Source organism: Collinsella sp. AM24-1 (assembly GCF_003470325.1).
GTDB lineage: Bacteria > Actinomycetota > Coriobacteriia > Coriobacteriales > Coriobacteriaceae > Collinsella.
The window spans coordinates 64,260-86,211 of sequence record NZ_QRHM01000008.1; the positions used below are offsets into that span (position 1 = coordinate 64,260).

15 protein-coding genes and 6 tRNA genes are annotated in these 21,952 nt (G+C 58.2%); all 21 read right to left on the bottom strand.

Annotated elements, in window-relative coordinates:
* Window positions 1–71: 71 nt before the first annotated feature.
* The 21 genes from nrdD to whiA all read right to left on the bottom strand — a co-directional run bounded on the left by nrdD (window position 72) and on the right by whiA (window position 21,951).
* Complete coding sequence (gene nrdD / locus DW661_RS04605; RefSeq protein WP_117757387.1) at window positions 72–2,294, bottom strand: anaerobic ribonucleoside-triphosphate reductase; 2,223 nt, start codon at window positions 2,292–2,294, stop codon at window positions 72–74.
* Window positions 2,295–2,973: 679 nt separating this feature from the next.
* Window positions 2,974–3,048: transfer RNA gene (locus tag DW661_RS04610), tRNA-Val, on the bottom strand.
* A 3-nt stretch (window positions 3,049–3,051) separates the two neighbouring features.
* Window positions 3,052–3,127, bottom strand: a tRNA-Gly gene (locus DW661_RS04615).
* A 140-nt stretch (window positions 3,128–3,267) separates the two neighbouring features.
* Window positions 3,268–5,001 carry a glycoside hydrolase family 13 protein gene (locus DW661_RS04620; RefSeq protein WP_233540518.1) on the bottom strand — a complete coding sequence of 578 codons (1,734 nt, stop codon included), beginning with the start codon at window positions 4,999–5,001 and terminating at the stop codon, window positions 3,268–3,270.
* Window positions 5,002–5,179: 178 nt separating this feature from the next.
* Window positions 5,180–5,255 (bottom strand) — tRNA-Gly (locus DW661_RS04625).
* A gap of 42 nt (window positions 5,256–5,297) precedes the next feature.
* Window positions 5,298–5,371 (bottom strand) — tRNA-Cys (locus DW661_RS04630).
* A 34-nt stretch (window positions 5,372–5,405) separates the two neighbouring features.
* Window positions 5,406–5,481 (bottom strand) — tRNA-Gly (locus DW661_RS04635).
* A gap of 105 nt (window positions 5,482–5,586) precedes the next feature.
* Window positions 5,587–6,333 (bottom strand): anti-sigma factor antagonist, encoded by a 747-nt coding sequence (locus DW661_RS04640; RefSeq protein ID WP_117776469.1) that lies wholly within the window; start codon window positions 6,331–6,333, stop codon window positions 5,587–5,589.
* Between the two features lie 77 nt (window positions 6,334–6,410).
* Window positions 6,411–8,756 carry a GAF domain-containing SpoIIE family protein phosphatase gene (locus DW661_RS04645; protein WP_117776463.1) on the bottom strand — a complete coding sequence of 782 codons (2,346 nt, stop codon included), beginning with the start codon at window positions 8,754–8,756 and terminating at the stop codon, window positions 6,411–6,413.
* A gap of 59 nt (window positions 8,757–8,815) precedes the next feature.
* A tRNA-Leu gene (locus DW661_RS04650) sits at window positions 8,816–8,905 on the bottom strand.
* Between the two features lie 591 nt (window positions 8,906–9,496).
* A complete protein-coding gene (locus DW661_RS04655; RefSeq protein ID WP_006236139.1) occupies window positions 9,497–10,525 on the bottom strand; it encodes an ABC transporter ATP-binding protein in 1,029 nt (342 codons plus the stop codon).
* Window positions 10,526–11,617: an ABC transporter ATP-binding protein gene (locus tag DW661_RS04660; protein WP_117564867.1), complete on the bottom strand. Its 1,092-nt coding sequence runs from the start codon at window positions 11,615–11,617 to the stop codon at window positions 10,526–10,528.
* A 2-nt stretch (window positions 11,618–11,619) separates the two neighbouring features.
* Window positions 11,620–12,555, bottom strand: coding sequence for an ABC transporter permease (locus tag DW661_RS04665; RefSeq protein WP_117584279.1), 936 nt, complete (start codon window positions 12,553–12,555; stop codon window positions 11,620–11,622).
* 14 nt (window positions 12,556–12,569) lie between these two features.
* Window positions 12,570–13,607 carry an ABC transporter permease gene (locus tag DW661_RS04670; protein WP_089572952.1) on the bottom strand — a complete coding sequence of 346 codons (1,038 nt, stop codon included), beginning with the start codon at window positions 13,605–13,607 and terminating at the stop codon, window positions 12,570–12,572.
* 157 nt (window positions 13,608–13,764) lie between these two features.
* Window positions 13,765–15,441, bottom strand: a complete 1,677-nt coding sequence (locus DW661_RS04675; RefSeq protein ID WP_118934815.1) for an ABC transporter substrate-binding protein — start codon at window positions 15,439–15,441, stop codon at window positions 13,765–13,767.
* 292 nt (window positions 15,442–15,733) lie between these two features.
* Window positions 15,734–15,988: a preprotein translocase subunit SecG gene (gene secG, locus DW661_RS04680; protein WP_006236144.1), complete on the bottom strand. Its 255-nt coding sequence runs from the start codon at window positions 15,986–15,988 to the stop codon at window positions 15,734–15,736.
* A gap of 164 nt (window positions 15,989–16,152) precedes the next feature.
* Window positions 16,153–17,706 carry a 2,3-bisphosphoglycerate-independent phosphoglycerate mutase gene (gene gpmI, locus DW661_RS04685; RefSeq protein ID WP_118934817.1) on the bottom strand — a complete coding sequence of 518 codons (1,554 nt, stop codon included), beginning with the start codon at window positions 17,704–17,706 and terminating at the stop codon, window positions 16,153–16,155.
* 5 nt (window positions 17,707–17,711) lie between these two features.
* Window positions 17,712–18,479: a triose-phosphate isomerase gene (gene tpiA, locus DW661_RS04690; protein WP_089572945.1), complete on the bottom strand. Its 768-nt coding sequence runs from the start codon at window positions 18,477–18,479 to the stop codon at window positions 17,712–17,714.
* Entirely contained in the window at window positions 18,472–19,662 is a 1,191-nt protein-coding gene (gene pgk / locus DW661_RS04695; RefSeq protein ID WP_099431437.1) for a phosphoglycerate kinase, read from the bottom strand. Before pgk ends, tpiA begins: the two co-directional genes overlap by 8 nt.
* Before the next feature lie 140 nt (window positions 19,663–19,802).
* Entirely contained in the window at window positions 19,803–20,828 is a 1,026-nt protein-coding gene (gene gap / locus DW661_RS04700; RefSeq protein WP_022094880.1) for a type I glyceraldehyde-3-phosphate dehydrogenase, read from the bottom strand.
* A 193-nt stretch (window positions 20,829–21,021) separates the two neighbouring features.
* Window positions 21,022–21,951, bottom strand: coding sequence for a DNA-binding protein WhiA (gene whiA, locus DW661_RS04705; protein ID WP_099431435.1), 930 nt, complete (start codon window positions 21,949–21,951; stop codon window positions 21,022–21,024).
* Between the last annotated feature and the right edge of the window lies 1 nt (window position 21,952).

Sequence of the window (21,952 nt, forward strand, 5' to 3'; positions counted from 1 at the left end):
CGTGAGCCAGGACTGTCCGAAATAGCGAGTAAAGGTCCGGGGCCTCGCTACGGGGCGGCCTGGAATGGTTATTAGAGATGCAGCACGCGGTCGCGGATCTCCTCGGTTCGACCCTGGTTCCAGAACTGGGTACCGATGTAGCCGCACGTACGACGAGCGACGTTCATCTTCTCCTGGTCGCGGTTGCCGCAGCTGGGGCACTCCCACACCAGCTTGCCGTCATCCTCGACAATCTTGATCTCGCCATCGTAGCCGCACACCTGGCAGTAATCGCTCTTGGTGTTGAGCTCGGCGTACATGATGTTGTCGTAGATGTACTGCATCACGCGAATGACAGCCTTGAGGTTGTCCTGCATGTTGGGAACCTCAACGTAGGAGATAGCACCGCCCGGCGAAAGCTGCTGGAACATGCCTTCAAACTTAAGTTTGTCGAAGGCATCGATCTCCTCGGACACATGGACGTGATAGCTGTTAGTAATGTAGCCCTTGTCCGTCACGCCCGGGATAATGCCAAAACGGCGCTGCAGGCACTTGGCGAACTTGTAGGTCGTCGACTCCAACGGCGTACCGTACAGCGAGAAATCGATATCACTTTCGGCCTTCCACTCCGCACACTTGTCGTTCATGCGCTGCATGACGGCCATGGCGAACGGCGTGCCCTCCTTCTCGGTGTGGCTGTGACCCGTCATGTACTTGACGCACTCATACAGGCCGGCATAGCCCAGGCTGATGGTGGAATAGCCGCCCACGAGCAGCTTGTCGATCGTCTCGCCCTTCTTCAGACGCGCCAGGGCGCCGTACTGCCAAAGAATCGGCGCGGCATCCGAAAGCGTGCCCATCAGGCGCTCATGACGGCAAAGCAGGGCACGATGGCACAGCTCAAGGCGCTCGTCGAAGATCTTCCAGAACTTATCCATGTCCTGATGCGAGCTCAGCGCGACATCGGGCAGGTTGATGGTCACAACACCCTGGTTAAAGCGACCGTAGTACTTAGGCTTGGTCGGGTCATAGTTCAGCGCGTTGGCGACATTGTTAAAGCCGTTGCCCGAACGGTCGGGCGTCAGGAAACTGCGGCAACCCATGCAGGTGTAGCAATCGCCGTTGCCGGCAGTCTCGCCCTTAGACAGCTTGAGCTCGCGCATCTTCTTCTCGGAGATGTAGTCGGGCACCATGCGCTTGGCGGTGCACTTGGCGGCGAGCTTGGTCAGATAGAAGTACGGCGAATCCTCGCGAATGTTATCGTCCTCGAGCACGTAGATGAGCTTGGGGAACGCCGGGGTGATCCACACGCCGGCTTCGTTCTTAACGCCCTCATAGCGCTGACGAAGCGTCTCCTCCACAATCATGGCAAGGTCGTGCTTCTCCTGGGGCGTACGGGCCTCATTGAGATACATAAAGACCGTCACGAACGGCGCCTGGCCATTCGTGGTCATAAGGGTCACGACCTGATACTGAATCGTCTGGACGCCGCGACGGATCTCGTCACGCAGGCGGTCCTCAACAACCTCGCGGACCTTTTCGGGAGATGCGGAAACGCCGAGCTCCTCGAGCTCGCGGGCGACCTCGCCGCGAATCTTCTGACGGCTCACCTCGACGAACGGGGCAAGATGGGTCAGCGAAATCGACTGGCCACCGTACTGGGAGGAAGCAACTTGGGCGATGATCTGCGTCGCGATGTTGCAAGCCGTCGAGAAGCTGTGCGGCTTCTCAATCAGCGTACCCGAGATAACAGTACCGTTCTGGAGCATATCCTCTAGGTTCACCAGGTCGCAGTTATGCATGTGCTGGGCAAAGTAGTCGGAATCGTGGAAGTGGATCAGGCCCTCATTGTGGGCATCCACGATCTCCTGGGGCAGCAGCACACGCTGAGTCAGGTCCTTGGAAATCTCGCCGGCCATATAGTCGCGCTGGACGGAATTGACGGTCGGGTTCTTGTTAGAGTTCTCCTGCTTGACCTCTTCGTTATTGCACTCGATCAGCGACAGAATCTTGTCGTCGGTCGTGTTCTTCTGGCGCTTCAGGCTCTGGACATAGCGATAGATGATGTAGTGGCGGGCAACCTCGTAGCAGTCGAGACGCATGATCTCGTCCTCGACCAAATCCTGGATCTCCTCGACCGAAACGGTGTGGCCCGCGTTCTCACATGCCTCGGCGACGTTTTGTGCCGCGTAAACCACCTGGCGGTCGGTTAGACGAGAGCTCTCCTCGACCTCCAAGTTGGCGGCGCGGATGGCATTGACGATCTTATCGATGTCAAAGACAACCTCGGTGCCGCTGCGCTTGATGATCTTCATCCTCTTGCCTCTTTCGCATCGTAGCCTCATTGCGCTTCAGAGCCAAACGATGCCCGGCAGGGCTTGCCCCTGTCTTGCGGCGCCGTCGCGCAATCTGTGTTCTCGATAAACCATAAGCCTCCATGCGGACATTCCCAGGAGCCGATCAAGCGGCTCAAGGATACGTTCAAAAGAGGCAGTTAAGGTCTTCGTTCTCTGTCCGCCATCTATCATACGACAAAGAGGCATCTATATCCTGTATTCTTTTTTTAAATCAAACACAACATATAGTGTTTCAGCAGGTCAAAACAATTAGTCATTTTGCAGACGCATTAAAAATGAGGGGTATTTGACAAGTCGGTAAAACGTTACCAACACGGCTACCTGCATGGCAGTTATAAAACCCCCTTAGTCAAGCCGCTGACAAATCCTACCAAAACCAAGCCGCTCACGCCAAAAGAATCCAAAAGATTATGCTTGACCAACATGTTGCGGTCATGCCTTGCCGAGCCTCATGCAACCGCGGCACGAATCCTTGAAAGATATGTGTATGCAAACGGAGAAGATGAGAGTTTCCTCGGATGACTACTGAGAGGCATCCCGGAAGATCAAAAACTCGAAATTTGGTGACGTATTTGGCGACCCATTTGGCGACCAAAACAAAACAGCCCAGAGGCGATGCCTCTGAGCTGCGAACATTTGGTGGGCGTTAGAAGATTTGAACTTCTGACCTCTTCCGTGTCAGGGAAGCGCTCTCCCCCTGAGCTAAACGCCCAAATGGAGCGGACAACGGGGCTCGAACCCGCGACCCCAACCTTGGCAAGGTTGTGCTCTACCAACTGAGCCATGTCCGCTTACGAGGATTAATCTTACGTGATACCCGCATCCTATGCAAGAACTTTTTTGAAAAGTTTTGCGATACCCTCGCGAACCTCGCGAAGACATCAACCACCACGGAAGGTGCAGGCAAACGCAAGCTCGCCGCAAGAGGCCCTTACATCTCACCGAGCATGATCCAGGCAGAGCTGTCCTGCGCGAGCCCACCGTCTACAAGCGGTGATGAGGTGAGCAGGACCCTACCCGCCGGCAGCTCCACGGGTGCTGCGCCGAAGTTCGTCACACACGCCCAGCCGTTGTCGCGGCGATAGGCGATGACGCCACCCTCAGCGCCCTCGGCACCATCCGCAAGGCCGGTGCGCCCGTCAAGATCGAGCCACGCAAGATCGTTGGCGCACCCGCGCAGCTTGCGCCGCAGCCAGAGGGCGTCGCGATAGAGCGCAAGCATCGATGTCGGATCCGCTTCTTCCCTATCGGCAGCGTAATCGGAAAACCATGCAGGCTGCGGCAGATGGGGCGCCGCATCGGCGTCCGCCGGTGAAAACCCAAACGATCCGCCCTGCACGGGGTCGTCCGCCGCCACCCACGGCAGGGGCACACGACAGCCGTCGCGCCCCTTCTCGCGCTTCGGTCCGTGCGTATTGGTCGCAGTGGGATCTTCGAGTGCAGCCCACGGGATGTCAGCCACCTCAAAAAGGCCGAGCTCCTCACCCTGATACACGTATGCCGAGCCCGGAAGCGCCAACTCAAGCAAAAGGGCCGCCCGCGCGCGGCGCTCGCCGAGTTCACGGTCCTCGTCATAAGACGACCCGTCGCGTAAGAGCCAGTCGAGCGCAATCTGGTGGTAGCGCGTCGCCTTGATCTGCGGCAGGGCATAGCGCGTCGCCACGCGCGGCACGTCATGGTTGGAGAGTACCCAGGTCGAGGCGGAATCGGATTCGATAGCCGCCTTCAAGCCCTCCTCGATTGCAGCGTGCATGTCATCATAGGTCCAAGTGGCCTTGGCAAACTCAAAGTTGAATGTCTGGCCAAGCTCGCTGGGGCGCGCGTAGAGATACTGGCGCTCGGGCAGCACCCACGCCTCGGCAACGGCGCTGCGCGGCGGATTATAGCGGTCGAACACTCGGCGCCACTCGCGATAGATCTCGTGGACCTCGTTGCGGTCCCACAGCGGATGGGTGCCGTCGTCAACCATGTCATCGCCCTCGGCGAGATGCCACCGGTCGAGGTCATCGCGGTCGAGGTCCTTGGCGAGACCGTGCGCCACATCAATGCGAAAGCCATCGACGCCTCGATCGCTCCAAAACGCCAGGACGTCGCAAAAGAACGCGTGAACCTCGGGGCATGACCAGTCAAAGTCCGGCTGCTCGGGCGTAAACATGTGCAGATACCACTGACCGTCCGCGACGCGCGTCCAGGCGGGGCCACCAAAGTTGGCATTCCAATTGGTGGGAGGCAGCTCGCCGTGCTCGCCGCGACCATCGCGGAAGATATAACGGGCGCGCTCGGGCGATCCGGGGCCGGCGGCAAGAGCGGCTTTGAACCAGGGGTGCTGGTTGGACGAATGGTTGGGCACGATGTCGACGATGACCTTGATGCCGTGCGTATGAGCCGCAGCGATCATGTCATCGAAGTCATCAAGCGAGCCGAGACGTGGGTCGACATCGCAGTAGTCCGCCACATCATAGCCGCCATCAACAAGAGGCGATGGGTAAAACGGGCTCAGCCAGATGGCCTCGATACCCAGCCGCTCAAGATAGTCCATCTGCTGGGTAATGCCCGCGATATCGCCCAGACCCGAACCAGTCGAATCCTTAAACGAGCGCGGGTAGATCTGATAGATCGCGGCATCGGACATCCATGGGCGCGACGAGGACTTTTCTGTAGCCATGGGATGAGTCTCCCTTGCAACGAGGTTTTGCGAGATGCCCACGATGATACGCCCAAAGCGGACATTCGCGGCAAACAACGCCACAGACACGCCCCAAAACGCTCGCTCCCTCTCGGGTTCGGGCCCAGAAGATGGGTACGAAAAAGCCCGGCTACCGTAGTAGTCGGGCTGTTACGTTTGGAGCGGACAACGGGGCTCGAACCCGCGACCCCAACCTTGGCAAGGTTGTGCTCTACCAACTGAGCCATGTCCGCATATGTAAAACAAAACGGGCGCCGGAGCGCCCGGATGTTGCCTGGAGGCGAAGCCCGGATTCGAACCGGGGGTAAAGGCTTTGCAGGCCTCTGCCTTACCACTTGGCCACTTCGCCGAAAAAAGACCGCCTAAACGGTCCGGAAATGCAATGGAGCGGACAACGGGGCTCGAACCCGCGACCCCAACCTTGGCAAGGTTGTGCTCTACCAACTGAGCCATGTCCGCTTGCGGGTTATTAATTTACGCGAGTTGTCCAAAAGACGCAAGTACTTTTTTCAAAAAACTTGTCTGCCGCATGTTCTTAGTAGCTAAACGCGCTAAAGCGATTGGCTAGGCACACGATTCCAGCGCTCCGCTAAACAGCTTCACCATCTGCACGCGCGTGCCGGCGCCGTCCGTACGACGAGCAACCTCCACGTTATCGACGAGCATACGCATAAGCTTGATACCACGGCCGCGCTCCTCAGATGCGACCGGTTCGCTCGTTTCATCGATAGAATAGCCGGCACCTCGATCAAGTACCTCGACCACAACGCGATCGCCATAGGCCTGAACCGTCAGGACGCACCCGATACCGCCCGCATGGTCATAGGCATTACCCAGCGCCTCCCCCGACGCCAATGCGACATCGTAGCGCTCGTCGCGACGCAACGGAAGCGATTCAAGGAGTTCGGCAATGCGATGTCGATAGTATGGAAGATTCTCGATACCCTGACGGACCTCGACGCTCTTACTCCAGCGAGGCAGCTCCCCCACCGGAATGGCGGGAATAGACTCCCGTGCCGGACCCGCTACATGCAGGATGTCGACAAGTCGGGCAATCTCCAAAAAGCGAATAACCTCCTCGGAGGCGTTAACAAGCGAAAGCAGGCCCTCTCGCCTCATAAGCTCTCTGGCACGTGTAAGCAAAAACGCCAAACCCGTCGAGTCGATAAAGCCCACGGCCTGGCAATTGATGACAACGCGACGCACGCCCCGGTCGATCAAATTATCCAACCGTCGGCGCAGCACGGGTACCGAGGCGATGTCGACATCACCCGGTGGCGTCAAAACCGCTATGTCATTCCACTCATTCATACGACCATGGTTCCCAAAAAAGCCCACTCGATGCATTCGTTTCCCCAACCGTGCGGATTCAACCCGCCCAGCGTCGTCTATGAACGACCCCGTAAAAACTCAAGGGACACCAATGCAATGTCATCGTCCAGCGCCGAATCGGTAAATCGGTCAAGCTCGCTCAAGACCTTGCCGCAAATGCCCGACACGCCCTCCGCCGAAACAGAAAGCAGAAGATCGCGCAAGCGCTGCTCGCCAAAGAACGCTCCGGTGCGGTCACGGGCCTCAATCGTTCCATCCGTATACATAAAGAGCATATCGCCGGGGGCGAACGTAAAGGCACCCGTCTCGTACACCATGCCTTCGAATGCGCCGATTACGCCCGATTGGCATCCAAGCAGTTCGACCTCTCCCCCACGGGCCTCGCCGCCACCCAGCGGCATCGACTCTGGCCTGATGACCATGGTCGGAGGATGGCCCGCCGAACAATACGTTGCGCGTCCGGCTTTAAGGTCAATCTTGGCGATAAAGGCCGTCACGAACGTCTCGACCCTCGAAAAGCCCATGAGCATGCTGTTAAGGGAGCGTGCCATGCGGGCCGGTCCAGCGCCCTCCCAAGCATATGCCGTCAGGGCCGTCTTGACGAGCGCGGACATCGATGCGGCCTCAATGCCTTTGCCAGACACATCACCCAGAATCATGACGGCGCAGTCGTCGGGAAGACGGATGAGCGTATAGAAATCGCCGCCGACCAACGCCGAGTTCGTGGCCGACAGGTACACCGAATCGGTTGCGATACCCGGAACATCCCCCAGGGAATTTCTCATGCCGATCTGGAGGGTCTGAGCGATATGGCGCTCCTCGCGCTTTTGAGATTCGCCTTCGTAGATCAGTTCAAAATCATGCGCTAAGTGCACCAAGTAGTCATATTCAAGGTCATCAATCGGCTCTTGGCTACCATCACGAAGCAGCAGCGCACGCGTAGTCGGGCTCTTCGCAACAGAAGCAGGAACAATCGCGTCGTTACTGTGCTTGCCATCACCCTCAGAGCGCGGGCGCCCCGCCTCGATGCCGGAGTCGACGTAGAGACCTTGACAAGGCAGACCATGCGCCCTAAGCCAGCCTCCCATAGGCATCGATTCGTCAACGCGAGTTATACGGACGTGTTTAAGGTCCTCGGCACTCGTGCCGCCCAAAGCAGATGCCTCAAAGCCATCAGGGCCAGCCCCCAGACGTGCCGCCGGCGCCGTCGTGGAAAAGAAAAGCTTCTCGGGATTGTCCGGCAAAGCAACGCGACTGCCGCCTTCAAAATCTATGACGTAGGAATCCAGACTGGCGTCATACTCAATAGGGCAAAAATGGCAGTTGAGCATATTGCAGATCTCGGACGATACCGCTTGGGTAGCCGCGGCGGAATCGTCTAGAAAGGTAAACAACTCATCACGTAAGACATTGAGCGAGCGGCCGAGCTCGGCCGTACGACGAGAGCGAAGGCTCGATGCCATGCCGACCAGCTGGATAGACAGGTAATCGCAAATGACCTCGAGTACATTAACGTCATAGGCGAGCGGTGCCTGGGGGCGTTTCCAACCAACTTCCAGCACGCCAAGGATCTGCGTACCGTAAAAAACGGGAAGACAAATCTCGCTGCGGTACGGAGGCATATCCTGCACGCGCAACAGGTGCTTAGAACGATTGTCCAAGTCCATGAACATACCGGAGGCGGCCCTATCGCCCTCAAGGTCCTGTTGAATCGACAAGCGACAGGCACGTGACTCGCGAAGAACATACGTCGGAATGCCAGCGCCATACGGCAAAAACTCGGGCAGGTAGCTATCGTACAGCTCCTTGGAAACACCGCGTAGCTTAAAACCGCCGCTCTCAGAAAAATAGATAGCGGCACCCGAAGCATCGAGCGTTCCTACAAGCTGGTTCAAAACGGTATCAAGCAGGCTGGGCAACTCATCGGAGCCCACAGTGCTCATAATGACCGAGAGCGTGCCAGAGAGACGTTTGTTCGCCACTCTAAGCTCCGATAACGCACGCTTGAGTTGACGGTCGTGAGAATACTGTTCCTCGATACTGTGAAGCGCCACCAGGACACGTGGTGCACGGCGCCCAAAGATGCGTGGAGGCGTTACGGAGCCCGCACGAACCAAGACGGGGATAAAAGAGCCGTCACTCAGCTTGAGCATCAGTTCGTTCTCGGAGCCATCAGTTTCAAATGGCAGACGATGTTCCGTCGCACGTTCAAAAGCGGACGAGTACAGGACGTCTTTAACATCTCCACCGATGACGTCGGCGCGTTCCTCGCACATCAAACCAAGTAAGCGATTATTCACATGCAGAATGGTTCCGTCGAGTTCGCAGATGATGACAGCATCGCTCGTGATCTCGACTAGTTGGGCAACGTCTGCCCACTCGTTGCGTTCAAGCGTTTCCATCGTGGACCCCACCGTCTATCGGTAACAAAAAAGCCTCCGAAGAGGCTTCTCAGATGCGATGGTGTCGGAGGCGGGACTTGAACCCGCATGACCAAAAAGCGGTCACTAGCACCTCAAGCTAGCGCGTCTGCCAATTCCGCCACTCCGACATGCTATGTTGTTGACTCGCGGTTCGTTTTGTTGGACCCGCGCGTTCAACGAGGAAAATAATAACCTATGATTCGAGAACTGTGCAAGCACTTTTTTCAAAAAAGTTTACGAATTTGTAATTGCGCAGGTAGACCGACCTGTTCGGGCAGGAATGAGGTCGCTTTCCAACGCGTCCTCGGGCATGCGGCATTATTTTGATCCGCGCTTCGCGCTACAAAATAATGCCGCCCCCTGCGGAATGCGTTGGAAAGCGACCTCATTCCTGCCCTAGGGGCACATGCTTCATGCACAGTTCTCAAACATGTTTTGGGGGCTGATGCAAATTTGGTGGCTCGGCAAAGCCGAGCCCTTATATGGGGAGGCCGGAGCCAAAGCTCCGGCCTCACTAACTTTCCTATTAGATTAAGTGAGCGATCAAGGAATCTCACTCCCCTCTGCCGCGTTAACGCAGGGCCCGCCCTGGTGTTGCTTTTCAGAACGTCCCGCAGGACGGAGGAAGCCCCGCAGCGCGTAGCGCGCAGCGGGGCTTCCGACATGTCCGAGGACGTTCTGAAAAGCAACACCAGGGCGGGCCCGAACGAGAACACCGACTACAGGTCGATGTGCGATTCCTTGATCGGGAACGGCTCGGCGAAGTGGCAGGCGCAGCAGTGACCCGGTGCGACTTCCTTAAACTCGGGAAGCTTCTCGGAGCAGATGCCCTGCGCGATCGGGCAGCGCGTGTGGAAACGGCAACCGGTCGGCGGATCCAGCGGCGACGGCGGATCGCCAGCGAGAATGATGCGCTTGCGGGTCTTCTGGATATCCGGATCGGGCACCGGCACGGCAGACAGCAGTGACTGCGTGTACGGGTGGTGCGGCTCGCTATAGAGTGTCTTCCAGTCCGAAACCTCGACCATCTTACCCAGATACATAACGGCAACGCGATCGGAGATGTGCTGCACGACGGACAGGTCGTGGGCGATAAACAGATACGCCGTACCGAACTTGTCCTGAAGTTCCTTGAGCAGGTTCAGAACCTGGGCCTGAATGGAAACATCCAGAGCGGAAACGGGCTCGTCGCAGATGATCAGCTTGGGCTTCAGAGCGAACGCGCGGGCGATGCCGACACGCTGACGCTGACCGCCCGAGAACTCGTGCGGATAGCGGTTGATGTGCTCGGGGTTGAGGCCGACGACGTCCAGCAGCTCACGGACACGCTCAATGCGCTCCTCCTTGGTGCCCACGCCATGAATAGTCATGGGCTCGGAGACGATCTCGCCGATGGTCATACGAGGATTGAGCGAAGCATAGGGGTCCTGGAAGATGAACTGCATCTCACGACGCATGTCCTTGATCTCATGCTTGCTCATCTCGGCAACGTCTTTGCCCTGGAAGAACACCTTACCTGCCGTCGGCTTGGTCAGGCGCATGATGGTGCGGCCCGTGGTGGACTTACCGCAACCAGACTCGCCGACCAGGCCAAAGGTCTCGCCCGGATAAATCTCGAACGAAATGTCATTCACAGCAGAGACGACGCGCTTGGAAAAACGCTTGGCGAACATGCCGGACTCTGCGGGGAACTCCTTAGAAAGATGCTCGACCTTCAGCAGCGGAGTGCGCTCGTTATTGTCTGCCATTTACGCCTCGCCTCCCTTCTTGGAATCCTTGCGCGTGCGGGACGTCTCAGGGGCGTTCTTGAGGAACTCGGGGTCACCGGAATAATGGCACGCAGAATAGTGGCCGGACTCGGTGACAACGCGCTCGGGGCGCTGCTTGCGGCACTTGTCGGTCGCATAGGGGCAGCGAGGAGAGAAGACGCAGCCCTCGGGCAGGTTCATGAGCGAAGGCGGGTTGCCGTGAATCGGCGTCAGCGGCTTCTTCTCATCGATGGCCTGCTCCGGGATGGAGCGAATAAGACCCCAGGTGTAGGGATGGCGGCTCTCGTAGAAGATTTCCTCAGCAGTACCGAACTCGACGGGACGGCCGGCGTACATAACCATAATCTTATCGGCCATATCGGCGACGACGCCCAGGTCATGGGTAATCATAATAATGGCGTTGCCGTTCTTCTCCTGCATCTCCTGCATGAGCTCGATAATCTGAGCCTGAATGGTAACATCCAGAGCCGTCGTGGGCTCGTCGGCAATCAGGATATCGGGATCGCAGGCAAGAGCCATAGCGATCATGACACGCTGACGCATACCGCCGGAGAACTGGTGCGGATACTCATTGACGCGCTTCTCGGGCTCGGGGATACCCACGAGGTCCAAAAGCTCGGTAGCGCGCTTGAGCGCCTCCTGCTTGGAGTAGCCGCGGTGCAGACGAAGGCCCTCGCCCACCTGCTTGCCGATCTTATAGACCGGGTTCAAGGAGGTCATAGGATCCTGGAAGATCATCGCGATGTCGTTACCGCGAATGTGCTGCATCTCTTCCTCGGTCATCTCGAGGATAGAACGGCCGCGATAGCGAACGTCGCCGCCCTCAATCTTTCCCGGAGGCATCGAGATAAGACCCATGATGGTCATGGCGGTCACAGACTTACCGGAGCCGGACTCACCGACGACACCGAGGGTCTCGCCGCGATCGAGCGTGTAGGAGACACCGTCGACAGCGCGAACAACGCCATCTTCGGTGTGGAAATACATCTTAAGGTCATCGACCTCGAGCAGATGCTGGCCCTCGGGAACCGGCTGGTCCTTCAGGTCCACATAGTTCTTGTTCTTCTTCATCCTTATGCGTCCTTCATCTTGACGTCGAGGGCGTCGCGCAAACCGTCACCCAGCAGGGTGAAGGCGAGCACCGTCGAGAGAATTGCCAGACCGGGCATGATCATCATCCAGGGAGCAGTCAGAAGATACTGCTGACCGTCCTGAATCATGGAGCCCCACGAAGGCGTAGGCGGAATAACGCCCATGCCGAGGAAGGACAGAGCGGACTCGGTCAGAATAGCGCCGCCGATGTTCATGGTCGCGTAGACCACGATGGAAGCAACGGAGTTCGGGAAGATATGGCGCATAACGATACGGGCATCGGATGCACCCATGGCGCGGGCGGCGTCAACATAGTCGTTCTCTTTGACCGTGAGGATCGCGGATCTAAAGACGCGCGCAATCGAAGGCCAGCCGAGAATACCGATGGCGATAAAGACGTTCTGAAGGCCACGGCCGATAACGGCGATCATGGCGACGACGAACAGCACGTACGGGAACGCCAGGAAGATGTCCGCGCAGCGCATGATAATCGTATCCCAGATGCCGCCATAGAAACCGGCAAGGGCGCCCATGACCAGACCGATCACCGTGGAGATGGCGGTGGCCATAATACCGACGGAAAGCGAAACACGTGCACCGTAGATAACACGAACGAGAATGTCGCGGCCAAGGGCGTCGGTGCCAAACGGGTGCTCGGCACACGGAGCCAGCAGCGACGTCTCGGCCATGGTGGTCGAGTCGGAAGCCGTCGGCGAACCGAGCCAGGGCTTAGCCCACAGATCTGCGGTCAGGGCAACCAAAACGACGACGATGATCCAGCAGACACCGATAACGGCGAGCTTGTTCTTGCGAAGACGCTTAAAAGCGTCGCCCCACAGCGTGCGGGACTTGGCGGGAGCAGATGCGGCCTTGGTGGCGGTAGCCTGCTCCTGAGACTGAGAATCAGTTTCCTGCATGAGACGTACCTCCCTTAGGCCTTATCCGACGGACCGCCAAGGCGGATGCGCGGGTCGAGGAATGCATAGCTAATGTCGACGAGCAGGTTGATCACCATGACGACGACGACGATGAGCGTAACGCCGCCCATAACGATGGGCCAGTCACGCATGCTAATGGCGCGATAGACCTCATAGCCGATACCGGGCCAGTTAAAGACCGTTTCGGTCAGGATGGCACCCGAAAGCATGCCGCCAAAGTCGACACCAATATAGGTAACGACGGGGATGAGTGCATTCTTAAGCGCATGCTTGATGATGATCGCGCGATTGGAGAGACCCTTGGCCTTTGCCGTACGGATGTAATCTTGGTTCATGACGTCAAGCAGCTGTGAACGCATAATGCGGGCAGCATAAGCGGTCGAAACCGAAGCCAGCGTAATGGTCGGAAGCACATAGTGCATCCAATCCTGATACTGAGAGCTGGAACCGCCGGCACCCGAAATCGGCATGGAGAATGCGCCGCCGGTGAGATCCTTAAGGATGACGCCGAAGAACAGCTGCAGCAGCATGCCGAGCCAGAAGGCGGGAACGGCAACGAGGATCGACGTGGTGAGCGTTACCAAAATATCCCAGAAGGAATAACGCTTTACCGCCGAAATGATACCCGCACCGATACCCATGATCGCCTCGAGCACGATGGCGCACGCGGCGAGTTTGACCGTATACGGATACTTCTGGGCAAAGATTTCCGTAACCGGCAGCTTGCGCTGGTACGAATTACCCAGATCGCCATGAAGCAGACCGTTCATGTAATACAGATAACGGTCTACAAGCGACGTCTGAACGGGATCGCCGTTCTCGTCAAGGATCGCGTTACCGTCCTCGTCCGTCTGGACCAGGTGATAGCGTACGCGAAGCTGAAGCTCTACCTCGGGGGACAGAGCCTTGTCTCCACCGATCAACTTGATCGGATCTCCCGGCACGATATTCTGGAGGGCGAACAGAATCAGCGTGACGCCCAAAAACACCGGGATGAACTGAAGCACACGTTTAACGATGTACTTACCCATACCACTCCCCTATCTAGGGATTAACCTAAATGGGATGCCGATCGCCAGACCGGCATCCCAAAATTACCATCAGCCAGTTTACCCCAGGTTAGGGGGAACTGTATGTTTCCCATGAGGTCTACGTAAATACTTGACCCTCACGGAAGCTGCAAAACTCTTAGGCGAGCTCAGCGGTACCCAGATCGGCGTGCTTCTGCGGATCAACGTAGAGGTACTTGACGCGGTCGGAGCCAGCGATGGTGTGCGTGTAGAACATCACCGGGATGACCGGGCAGTCGGCGGCGACCATGGCGTCGGCCTCCTGCATCTTGGCGATACGCTCGTCGTCGTCAACCGTGGCACGGGCCTCGTCAACCTTGGCGTCAAAGTCGGGGTTGCTGTAACCGGAGCGGTTGTCGCCACCCAGGGAGTCGGAGTGGAACAGCGGATACAGGAAGTTGTCCATGATCGGGTAATCGGCGATCCAGCCCAGACGGCCGAACTGATAGTTGAAGTTCTGATACTGCTCGAGCAGGGCAGACCACTCAGGGGTATCGGAGACGGCGGTGACGCCCACCTTGGCGAGGTCGCCGATGATGGACTCCATGATCTCCTTGTGGCCGCCGTCCTGGTTGTAGGACAGGGTCACATTGATGCCACGATCGCCGTTAGCGCCAGCGGGAGCGACCTTGTCGAGGTACTCGTTAGCCTTGTCGACGTCGTAGGCGCAGAACTCCCATGCGCCCTCCTTGTAGCCGGCGATTCCCGGAGGAACGATGCCGTCAGCGGGGGTACGGGTGCCCTTGAAGATGGTCTTGCAGATGGCCTCACGGTTGATAGCCAGGGAGATGCCCCTACGCAGGTCAGCGTTGTTGAACGGCTCGGCCGTGGTGTTGCACGTCAGATAGTACGTGGAAGGCTCGGAACCGAGCAGCATGCGCGCACCATCACTCATGGTGTAGCCATCCTTGGACTCGCCGCGGTCCTTCTTGGCGGCGTCGATCTGAGCAACGGGAACGTCGCAGACATCAAGGTTACCGGCCTGGAACTCCTTGTAAGCGGTCTCCACGTCCTTGATGACCTGGAAGTGGATGGCGTCGATCTTGGCCTTGTCGCCATAATAATCGTCGAACTTCTTGAGGTTGATCTCCTGACCATCCTCCCACTTACCGTCCATCATGAACGGGCCGTTGCCGACCGGGGCAAGATAGAAGCTCTTGACATCGGTCTCGGCGCACTCGGGAACCGGGGACAGAGCCGGGTGAGAGGCGACGAAGGGGAAGTCGGCGTAGGCGGAAGTCAGCTTGACGACGAGGGTCTCGTCATCCGGGCAGGTAACGCCGGACAGCTCGGTAGCATTACCGGCAAGCAGATCGTCATAGCCCTCGACCATGGAAAGGTGGTAGGAGACCTCGGAAGGACCATACTCGGTAGCGATGGCCGACTTAGTGTTGACCAGGCGCTCCCAGCCGAGCTTGAAGGACTTGGAGGTAACGTCGTCACCGTTGTGGAACTTGGCCTTCTTGATCTTGAAGGTGAACTCGGTGGCGTCGTCGTTAGCCTCAAAGGACTCGCAAGCCAGCGGAACGATCTCGCCCTTCTCGTTATCGTACTCCGTCAGAGCGTCGAAGAGCTGGTACTCGACCTGAGTGCCCTGATCCTCCTGGACGTTGTAGGGGTCGATGCAGACCGGGTTGTTGATGTAGAAGTTCAGCGTCGAACCGGAGTCAGATCCGGAAGCGTCGCCGCCCTTCTTGCCGCATGCGGCAAGAAAAGCCATGGAGCTCGCAGCGAGGGTGCCGCCAACAAAGGCGCGACGACCCATAACGGGCTGGTGGAACATAGAATCAGCCATGCCATCCTCCTTATGAGATAGGACAAAGTGAATTCGGCCGGGCAACGTCGAGACAGCCCAGTCGAACTATTCAAACGCGGTCCGCCGTTATGGCTGGTTATGCAATGCGGGCCAACGTTTTGCAATACAGTAGCGCATTTTATGCACAATTTGGCGCTGATTCCGGTTAACGGTCGAGAATTTCTTTAGTTGGGCGAAGTATGTGGGGATATTTTGACCCTGTTACAAACATGTAAACAAAAAGGGTCCCGCACAAAGCGGAACCCTTTTCATGCATATATGCGACACGAGCTTAGTAGCCCACGATGCCCTGCGGGAAAAAGAACATGCACAGAACGACACACACGGCAAAAACGACGGCCATAATTACCGTCAGGCGATCGAGGTTCTGCTCCATAACGCCCGTGGCAGAGCTGGAGTTATACAGCGAGCTGGCAATCATATCCGAAACGCCGGTACCCTTACCGGAGTGCATCAGGACGAGAATCGTCAGCGCCACGGCAGAGACAGCCCAAACGACAAACAGAAGAATCTGGAACGGACCCATAGATAAGCTCCTTAATAGAACAATTCAAACTCCAGTACTGTACCACAACCTTCAACACTCCCCCACCTGCCATTTAGGGACAGGGTAGAAATGGCAGAAATACAAAAAAGGGGGTTGTCCGGTTGTGGACAACCCCCTTACTAGAAAACGGTATTTGTTTTCTATTAGGCCTCGGTGGCGAGCACGCGGCCCGTCATCTCGGCGGAAGGCTCAAGACCAGCCATGGTGAGCATGGTCGGAGCGATATCGGAAAGACGGCCGTCCTCGATACCGGTGAGCTGTGCCTTCTCATCAACGATGATGAACGGCACACGGTTGGTGGTGTGAGCCGTGAACGGATGCTTGGAACCGTCGGAAGCAACGTCAAACATGTGATCGGCGTTGCCGTGGTCGGCGGTGATCAGAGCAAAGCCGCCCTTAGCGAGAATCGCCGGGACAACCTTGGACAGAGCATCGTCAACAGCCTCCACGGCCTTAACGGCGGCGTCGAAGACACCGGTGTGACCAACCATGTCGCAGTTCGCGAAGTTCACGATGTAGAAATCAGCGCGATCCTCGTTGATTGCGGCGACGAGCTTCTCGGTAACCTCGGGAGCGCTCATCTCAGGCTGCAGATCGTAGGTAGCGACCTTGGGGGAAGCGACGAGCACGCGCTCCTCGCCCTCCTTGGGCTCCTCGATGCCGCCGTTGAGGAAGAACGTCACATGGGCGTACTTCTCGGTCTCGGCGGTGTGCAGCTGCTTCAGGCCATTGGCGGCAACAACGTCGGCCAGGACGTTCTCGGGGAACGTCTTGGGGAAGGCGACCTCAACGTCAAACGTCGGATCGTACTCGGTCATCGTCACAAAGTGCGAAAGCTTGATCTGCTCGCGCTCAAAGCCGTCGAACTCCTTGTCCGTGAACACGCGGGTCATCTGACGAGCGCGGTCGGGACGGAAGTTGAAGAAGATGGCCGCGTCGCCCTCGTGGATGCCCTCGTTGTGGGCAGCGAAGGGCTCGACGAACTCGTCGCCGCGCGGATCCTTCTCGTAGTAGGCCTTGATACCGGCAACGGGGTCGGTATCGGCATCGGACGCGTTGACCATGACGTCGTAGGCACGCTGGATGCGCTCCCAGCGGTTGTCGCGGTCCATGGCCCAATAGCGGCCCGAAACGGTGGCAACGCGAGCGTCGCAACCGGTCTCCTCGGAGATCTTAGCCAGAAAAGCGCAGAACTCGCTCATGTAGCCGGCACCGGACTGCGGGTCGACGTCGCGGCCATCCATGAAGGCGTGGACGCGAACGGTCTTGACGCCATGCTGGGCAGCCATCTTGACCAGAGCCTCGACGTGGTTCATGTGAGAATGAACACCGCCAGGGCTCATAAGGCCCATAAGGTGGAGAGTCTTGCCGTCAGCCTTGACGTCGTCCATAGCCTTGACGAAGACCTCGTTCTTGGCGATGGAGCCGTCCTTGATGGCGTTGTTGATGCGCGAAAGCTCCTGGAACACGATGCGGCCGGCACCGATGTTGAGGTGACCCACCTCGGAGTTGCCCATCTGGCCGTCGGGAAGGCCCACGTCCTCGCCCGAAGCACCGAGCGTGGTGTGAGGATACTTCTCGTACAGGCTATCAAGGAAGGGCGTCTTGGCAGCGGCGACGGCGTTCTCGCCATCAGCCGGAGCAAGGCCGCAGCCATCCATGATGATCAGGAGTGCAGGAAGATGACGCTGTGCCATATGTCCTACTCGCCTGCCTTGACGACCATAGAGGCGAAGTCGGCAGCCTTGAGCGAAGCGCCGCCCACGAGGGCGCCGTCAACGTCGGGCTTGGCGACGAGCTCGGCAATGTTGCCGGGCTTAGCGGAACCACCGTACAGGACGCGGATACCGTCGGCGAGCTCCTCGCCAAACATCTCCTTGAGGGTCTCACGGATAGCGCCGCAGACCTCCTGAGCGTCCTCGGCGGTAGCGGTCTTGCCGGTGCCGATGGCCCAGATGGGCTCGTAGGCGACGACGACCTGCTTGGGGCAGGTGATCTCAAGACCAGCAAGGCCAGCTTTGACCTGGTTCACGACGTGCTCGACATAGGTGCCAGCCTCGCGGACCTCGAGGGACTCGCCGCAGCAGAAGACGGGAACAAGACCGGCGGCAACGAGGGCCTTGGCCTTCTTGTTCTGGTCCTCGTCGGTCTCGTGGAAGTAGTCGCGACGCTCGGAGTGACCGATGATGCAGTAGGTGCAGCCAGCGGACTTGAGCATGTCGCAAGAGGACTCACCGGTGAAGGCACCCTTGGCCTCCCAGTACACGTTCTGTGCACCGAGGGCGATGGGGGCAGCCTGAATGCGGTCATGAACCGTGGTGATGTCAATGGTCGGAGGGCAGACGAGCACCTCGACGCCAGCCGGAACCTCGGGCAGAGCCTGAGCCAGCTCGTCGGCGAGCTTGGCGGCCTCGGCGACGTCGTTGTTCATCTTCCAGTTACCAGCGATAAGAAGGGTGCGATTAGGCATCGAGAAGCGCCTCCACTCCGGGCAGGGCCTTACCCTCGACGAGCTCCATGGAAGCGCCACCACCGGTGGAGATCCAGCTCATCTTGTCGGCCAGGTTGAACTTGTTGACAGCCGCGACAGAGTCACCACCGCCGATGATCGAGGTGCAGTCGGCCTCGGCGACGGCCTCGGCGATAGCCTGGGTGCCGTGAGCGAAGTTGTCGAACTCGAAGACGCCCATGGGGCCGTTCCAGAACACGGTCTTGGCGCCCTTGACGGCCTCGGCGTAGAGCTCCTCGGTCTTGGGGCCGATGTCCATGCCCTCACGATCGTCGGGGATAGCGTCGGAAGCGACAACCTCGGGGACAGCGTCCTCGCCAAAGTGATCGGCAACGCGGTTGTCGATGGGGAGCAGGATCTTGACGCCCTTCTCCTCGGCCTTCTTGAGCATCTCGCCGGCGCGCTCGACCCAGTCCTCTTCCTTGAGGGACTGACCGACGGTCAGGCCCTGAGCCAGGAAGAAGGTGTAGGCCATGCCGCCACCGATGATCAGGGTGTCAGCGGAGTCGATGAGGTGATCGAGAACGCCGATCTTGGAGGAAACCTTGGAACCGCCGACGATAGCGACGAAGGGGCGCTCGGGCTCGGCGAAGATGCCGGTCAGCGTGTCGACCTCCTTCTCGAGCAGGAAGCCGGCGACGGCAGGCAGGTAAGCGGCGGGGCCCACGACGGAACCCTGGGCGCGGTGAGCGGTGCCGAAGGCATCGAGAACGAAGACGTCACCATAGGAAGCGAGCTTCTTGGCGATCTCGGGATCGTTCTTCTTCTCACGCTTGTCGAAACGGACGTTCTCGAGAACGAGGACCTTGCCCGGCTCGACGGCGGCGACAGCCTCAGCAGCCTTCTCGCCGTAGGTGTCGGCGACAAAGGCAACATCGAGACCAGAGAGCTCAGCGAGCTTCTTGGCGACAGGCTCAAGGGAGAGCTCAGGCTGGAAGCCGGTGCCCTCGGGACGGCCGAGGTGGCTCATGAGAATGACGCGAGCGTTGTGCTCAACGAGGTAGTTGATGGTGGGCAGGGCAGCCTTGATGCGGGTGGTGTCGCCAACGACGCCATCCTTGATAGGCACGTTGAAGTCAACGCGGACGAGAACGCGCTTGCCGTCGACATCGATGTCGCGGACGGTCTTCTTGGTAAAGGCCATGTTTGCTTCTACCTTTCGTACGTGTCTGCCTCCCATTACGGCAGACGATTTCCTATAAAAAGGGCGCGACCCTAGGGTGTAAGCCCTATAAGGCCGCGCCCTTCTTTAGACGCTCAACGAGCTATTCGCTAAAAGCTAAATTAAGCAACGAACTTCTCGAAGTACTTGATGGTGCGGACCATCTGAGAGGTGTAAGAGTTCTCGTTGTCGTACCAAGAGGTGACCTGAACGAGGGTCTGGCCGTTGCCGAGATCAGAGCACATGGTCTGAGTGGCGTCGAAGATGGAGCCGTGGGTCTCGCCGATGATGTCGGTGGAGACGATGTCGTCCTCGTTGTAACCGAAGGTCTCGGAGATGGTGGCAGCGTAGGCCTTCATAGCGGCGTTGACCTCGTCGACGGTGACCTTCTTGTCAACGACAGCGTAGAGGTTGGTGATGGAGCCGGTCGGCGTCGGGACGCGCTGGGCGGCACCGATGAGCTTACCGTTGAGCTCGGGGAGAACCAGGCCGATAGCCTTGGCAGCACCGGTGGTGTTGGGGACGATGTTGACGGCGCAGGCGCGGCTACGACGCTTGTTGCCCTTGCGCTGCGGGCCGTCGAGCGGCATCTGGTCGCCAGTCCAGGCGTGAATGGTGGTCATGATGCCGGACACGATGGGAGCGAAGTCGTTCAGACCCTTGGCCATCGGGGCGAGGCAGTTGGTGGTGCAGGAAGCAGCAGAGATGATGTTGTCCTCAGCGGTCAGCGTCTCGTGGTTGACGTTGTACACGATGGTGGGCAGATCGCTGCCGGCCGGAGCGGAGATGACGACCTTCTTGGCGCCAGCGTTGATGTGGGCCTGAGCCTTAGCCTTGCTGGTGTAGAAGCCGGTGCACTCGAGAACGACGTCGACGTCGAGGTCGCCCCAAGGCAGGTTGTTGGCGTCGGCCTCCTTGTAGATCTTGATCTCCTTGCCGTCAACGGTGATGGAATCCTCGCCAGCAACGACCTCGTGATCGCGAGCGTAGTTGCCCTGCGTGGAGTCGTACTTCAGCAGGTAAGCGAGCATATCGGGAGAGGTGAGGTCGTTGATAGCGACGATCTCGGAGCCCTCATGACCGAACATCTGACGGAAAGCCAGACGACCGATGCGACCGAAGCCGTTAATAGCAACCTTTACTGCCATTGTGTCTCCTTTCGTAAGGCCCCCGCAAGCTACAGCGCCCGCCGTTGAGGCCCACAAACTAACCACTCGCCTAATATACCTTTTTTTTGACTTGAATTTCACGAGAATAGTCGAAATTGAAAATCAAATTTACGTTAAAACGTTTTAAAGAATAAAATAGCAGCTAAATCCGTATATAAGTCGATACTTTAAACTACCGGTTTGCTTCAATGAGCTTTTCAAGCCTCAAAACTCGATGGTAGAGGGCCGACTTCGACAAGGGAGGGTCAGCCATCTCACCTAAATCACGCAGCGACAGATCGGGATAGCGCTCGCGCAGGTCGCAAAAGACCGCCAAGGCATCCGGAAGCGCATCGCGAAGGCCGCGCTGCTCGAGCTCATCGATAAGCGCAAGCTGATGTTGGGCAGCACCGGCGCTTCTGGTCTGGTTGGCGAGCTCGGCGTTCACGCGACGGTTCACATCGTTCTTAACCAACTTGACCGCGCGCGCCTCCTCAATCTCGGCAACGCTGCGCTTGGCACCAATCAGCTTTAATAGATGCTCGATTTCCTCGGCGCTCTTAATGTACACGGCATATGACCCCCGCCGTGCATTAACACGAGCATGGACCCCAATCTGCCCCAACAGGTCGCAAAGCCCCTTAGCATATTGCTCGCCCTGCACCGCGATCTCCAAATGAAAATCGCCGCGTGGATCGGCCACGAAGCCGCCCGCGATGAGCGCGCCGCGGATGTAGGCAAGCCTGCAGCAGGGACGGGCAACGATGTGTCGGGGAACACCAGCGACGAGCCCTCCCCTGCGGTCTAGAATGCCCAGCAGCACCAGAGCCTTGTCCAGGTCGGGTTGATCGGGCAGGGTAATGAGATAGTTACGGACCTTATGCAAGACCGATTTACGAACGGTGAATTCCGTTTTGAGCTTAAGAATGCGATGCGTCAGCGTGATCATCGTGCGCGCGACGGCTCCCGTCTCGGTCGCGACCGTCAAACGATACCGCCCGGAGCCGGCCAACGAAAGCGTACCGCTCACACGCGTCAGGGCGGCAAGCGTCGACAAATCGCAGTATTCACATTCGGGTTCGCAGCGCGCAAGCTCGTCACGCACCTCGGCGGTAAACGACATG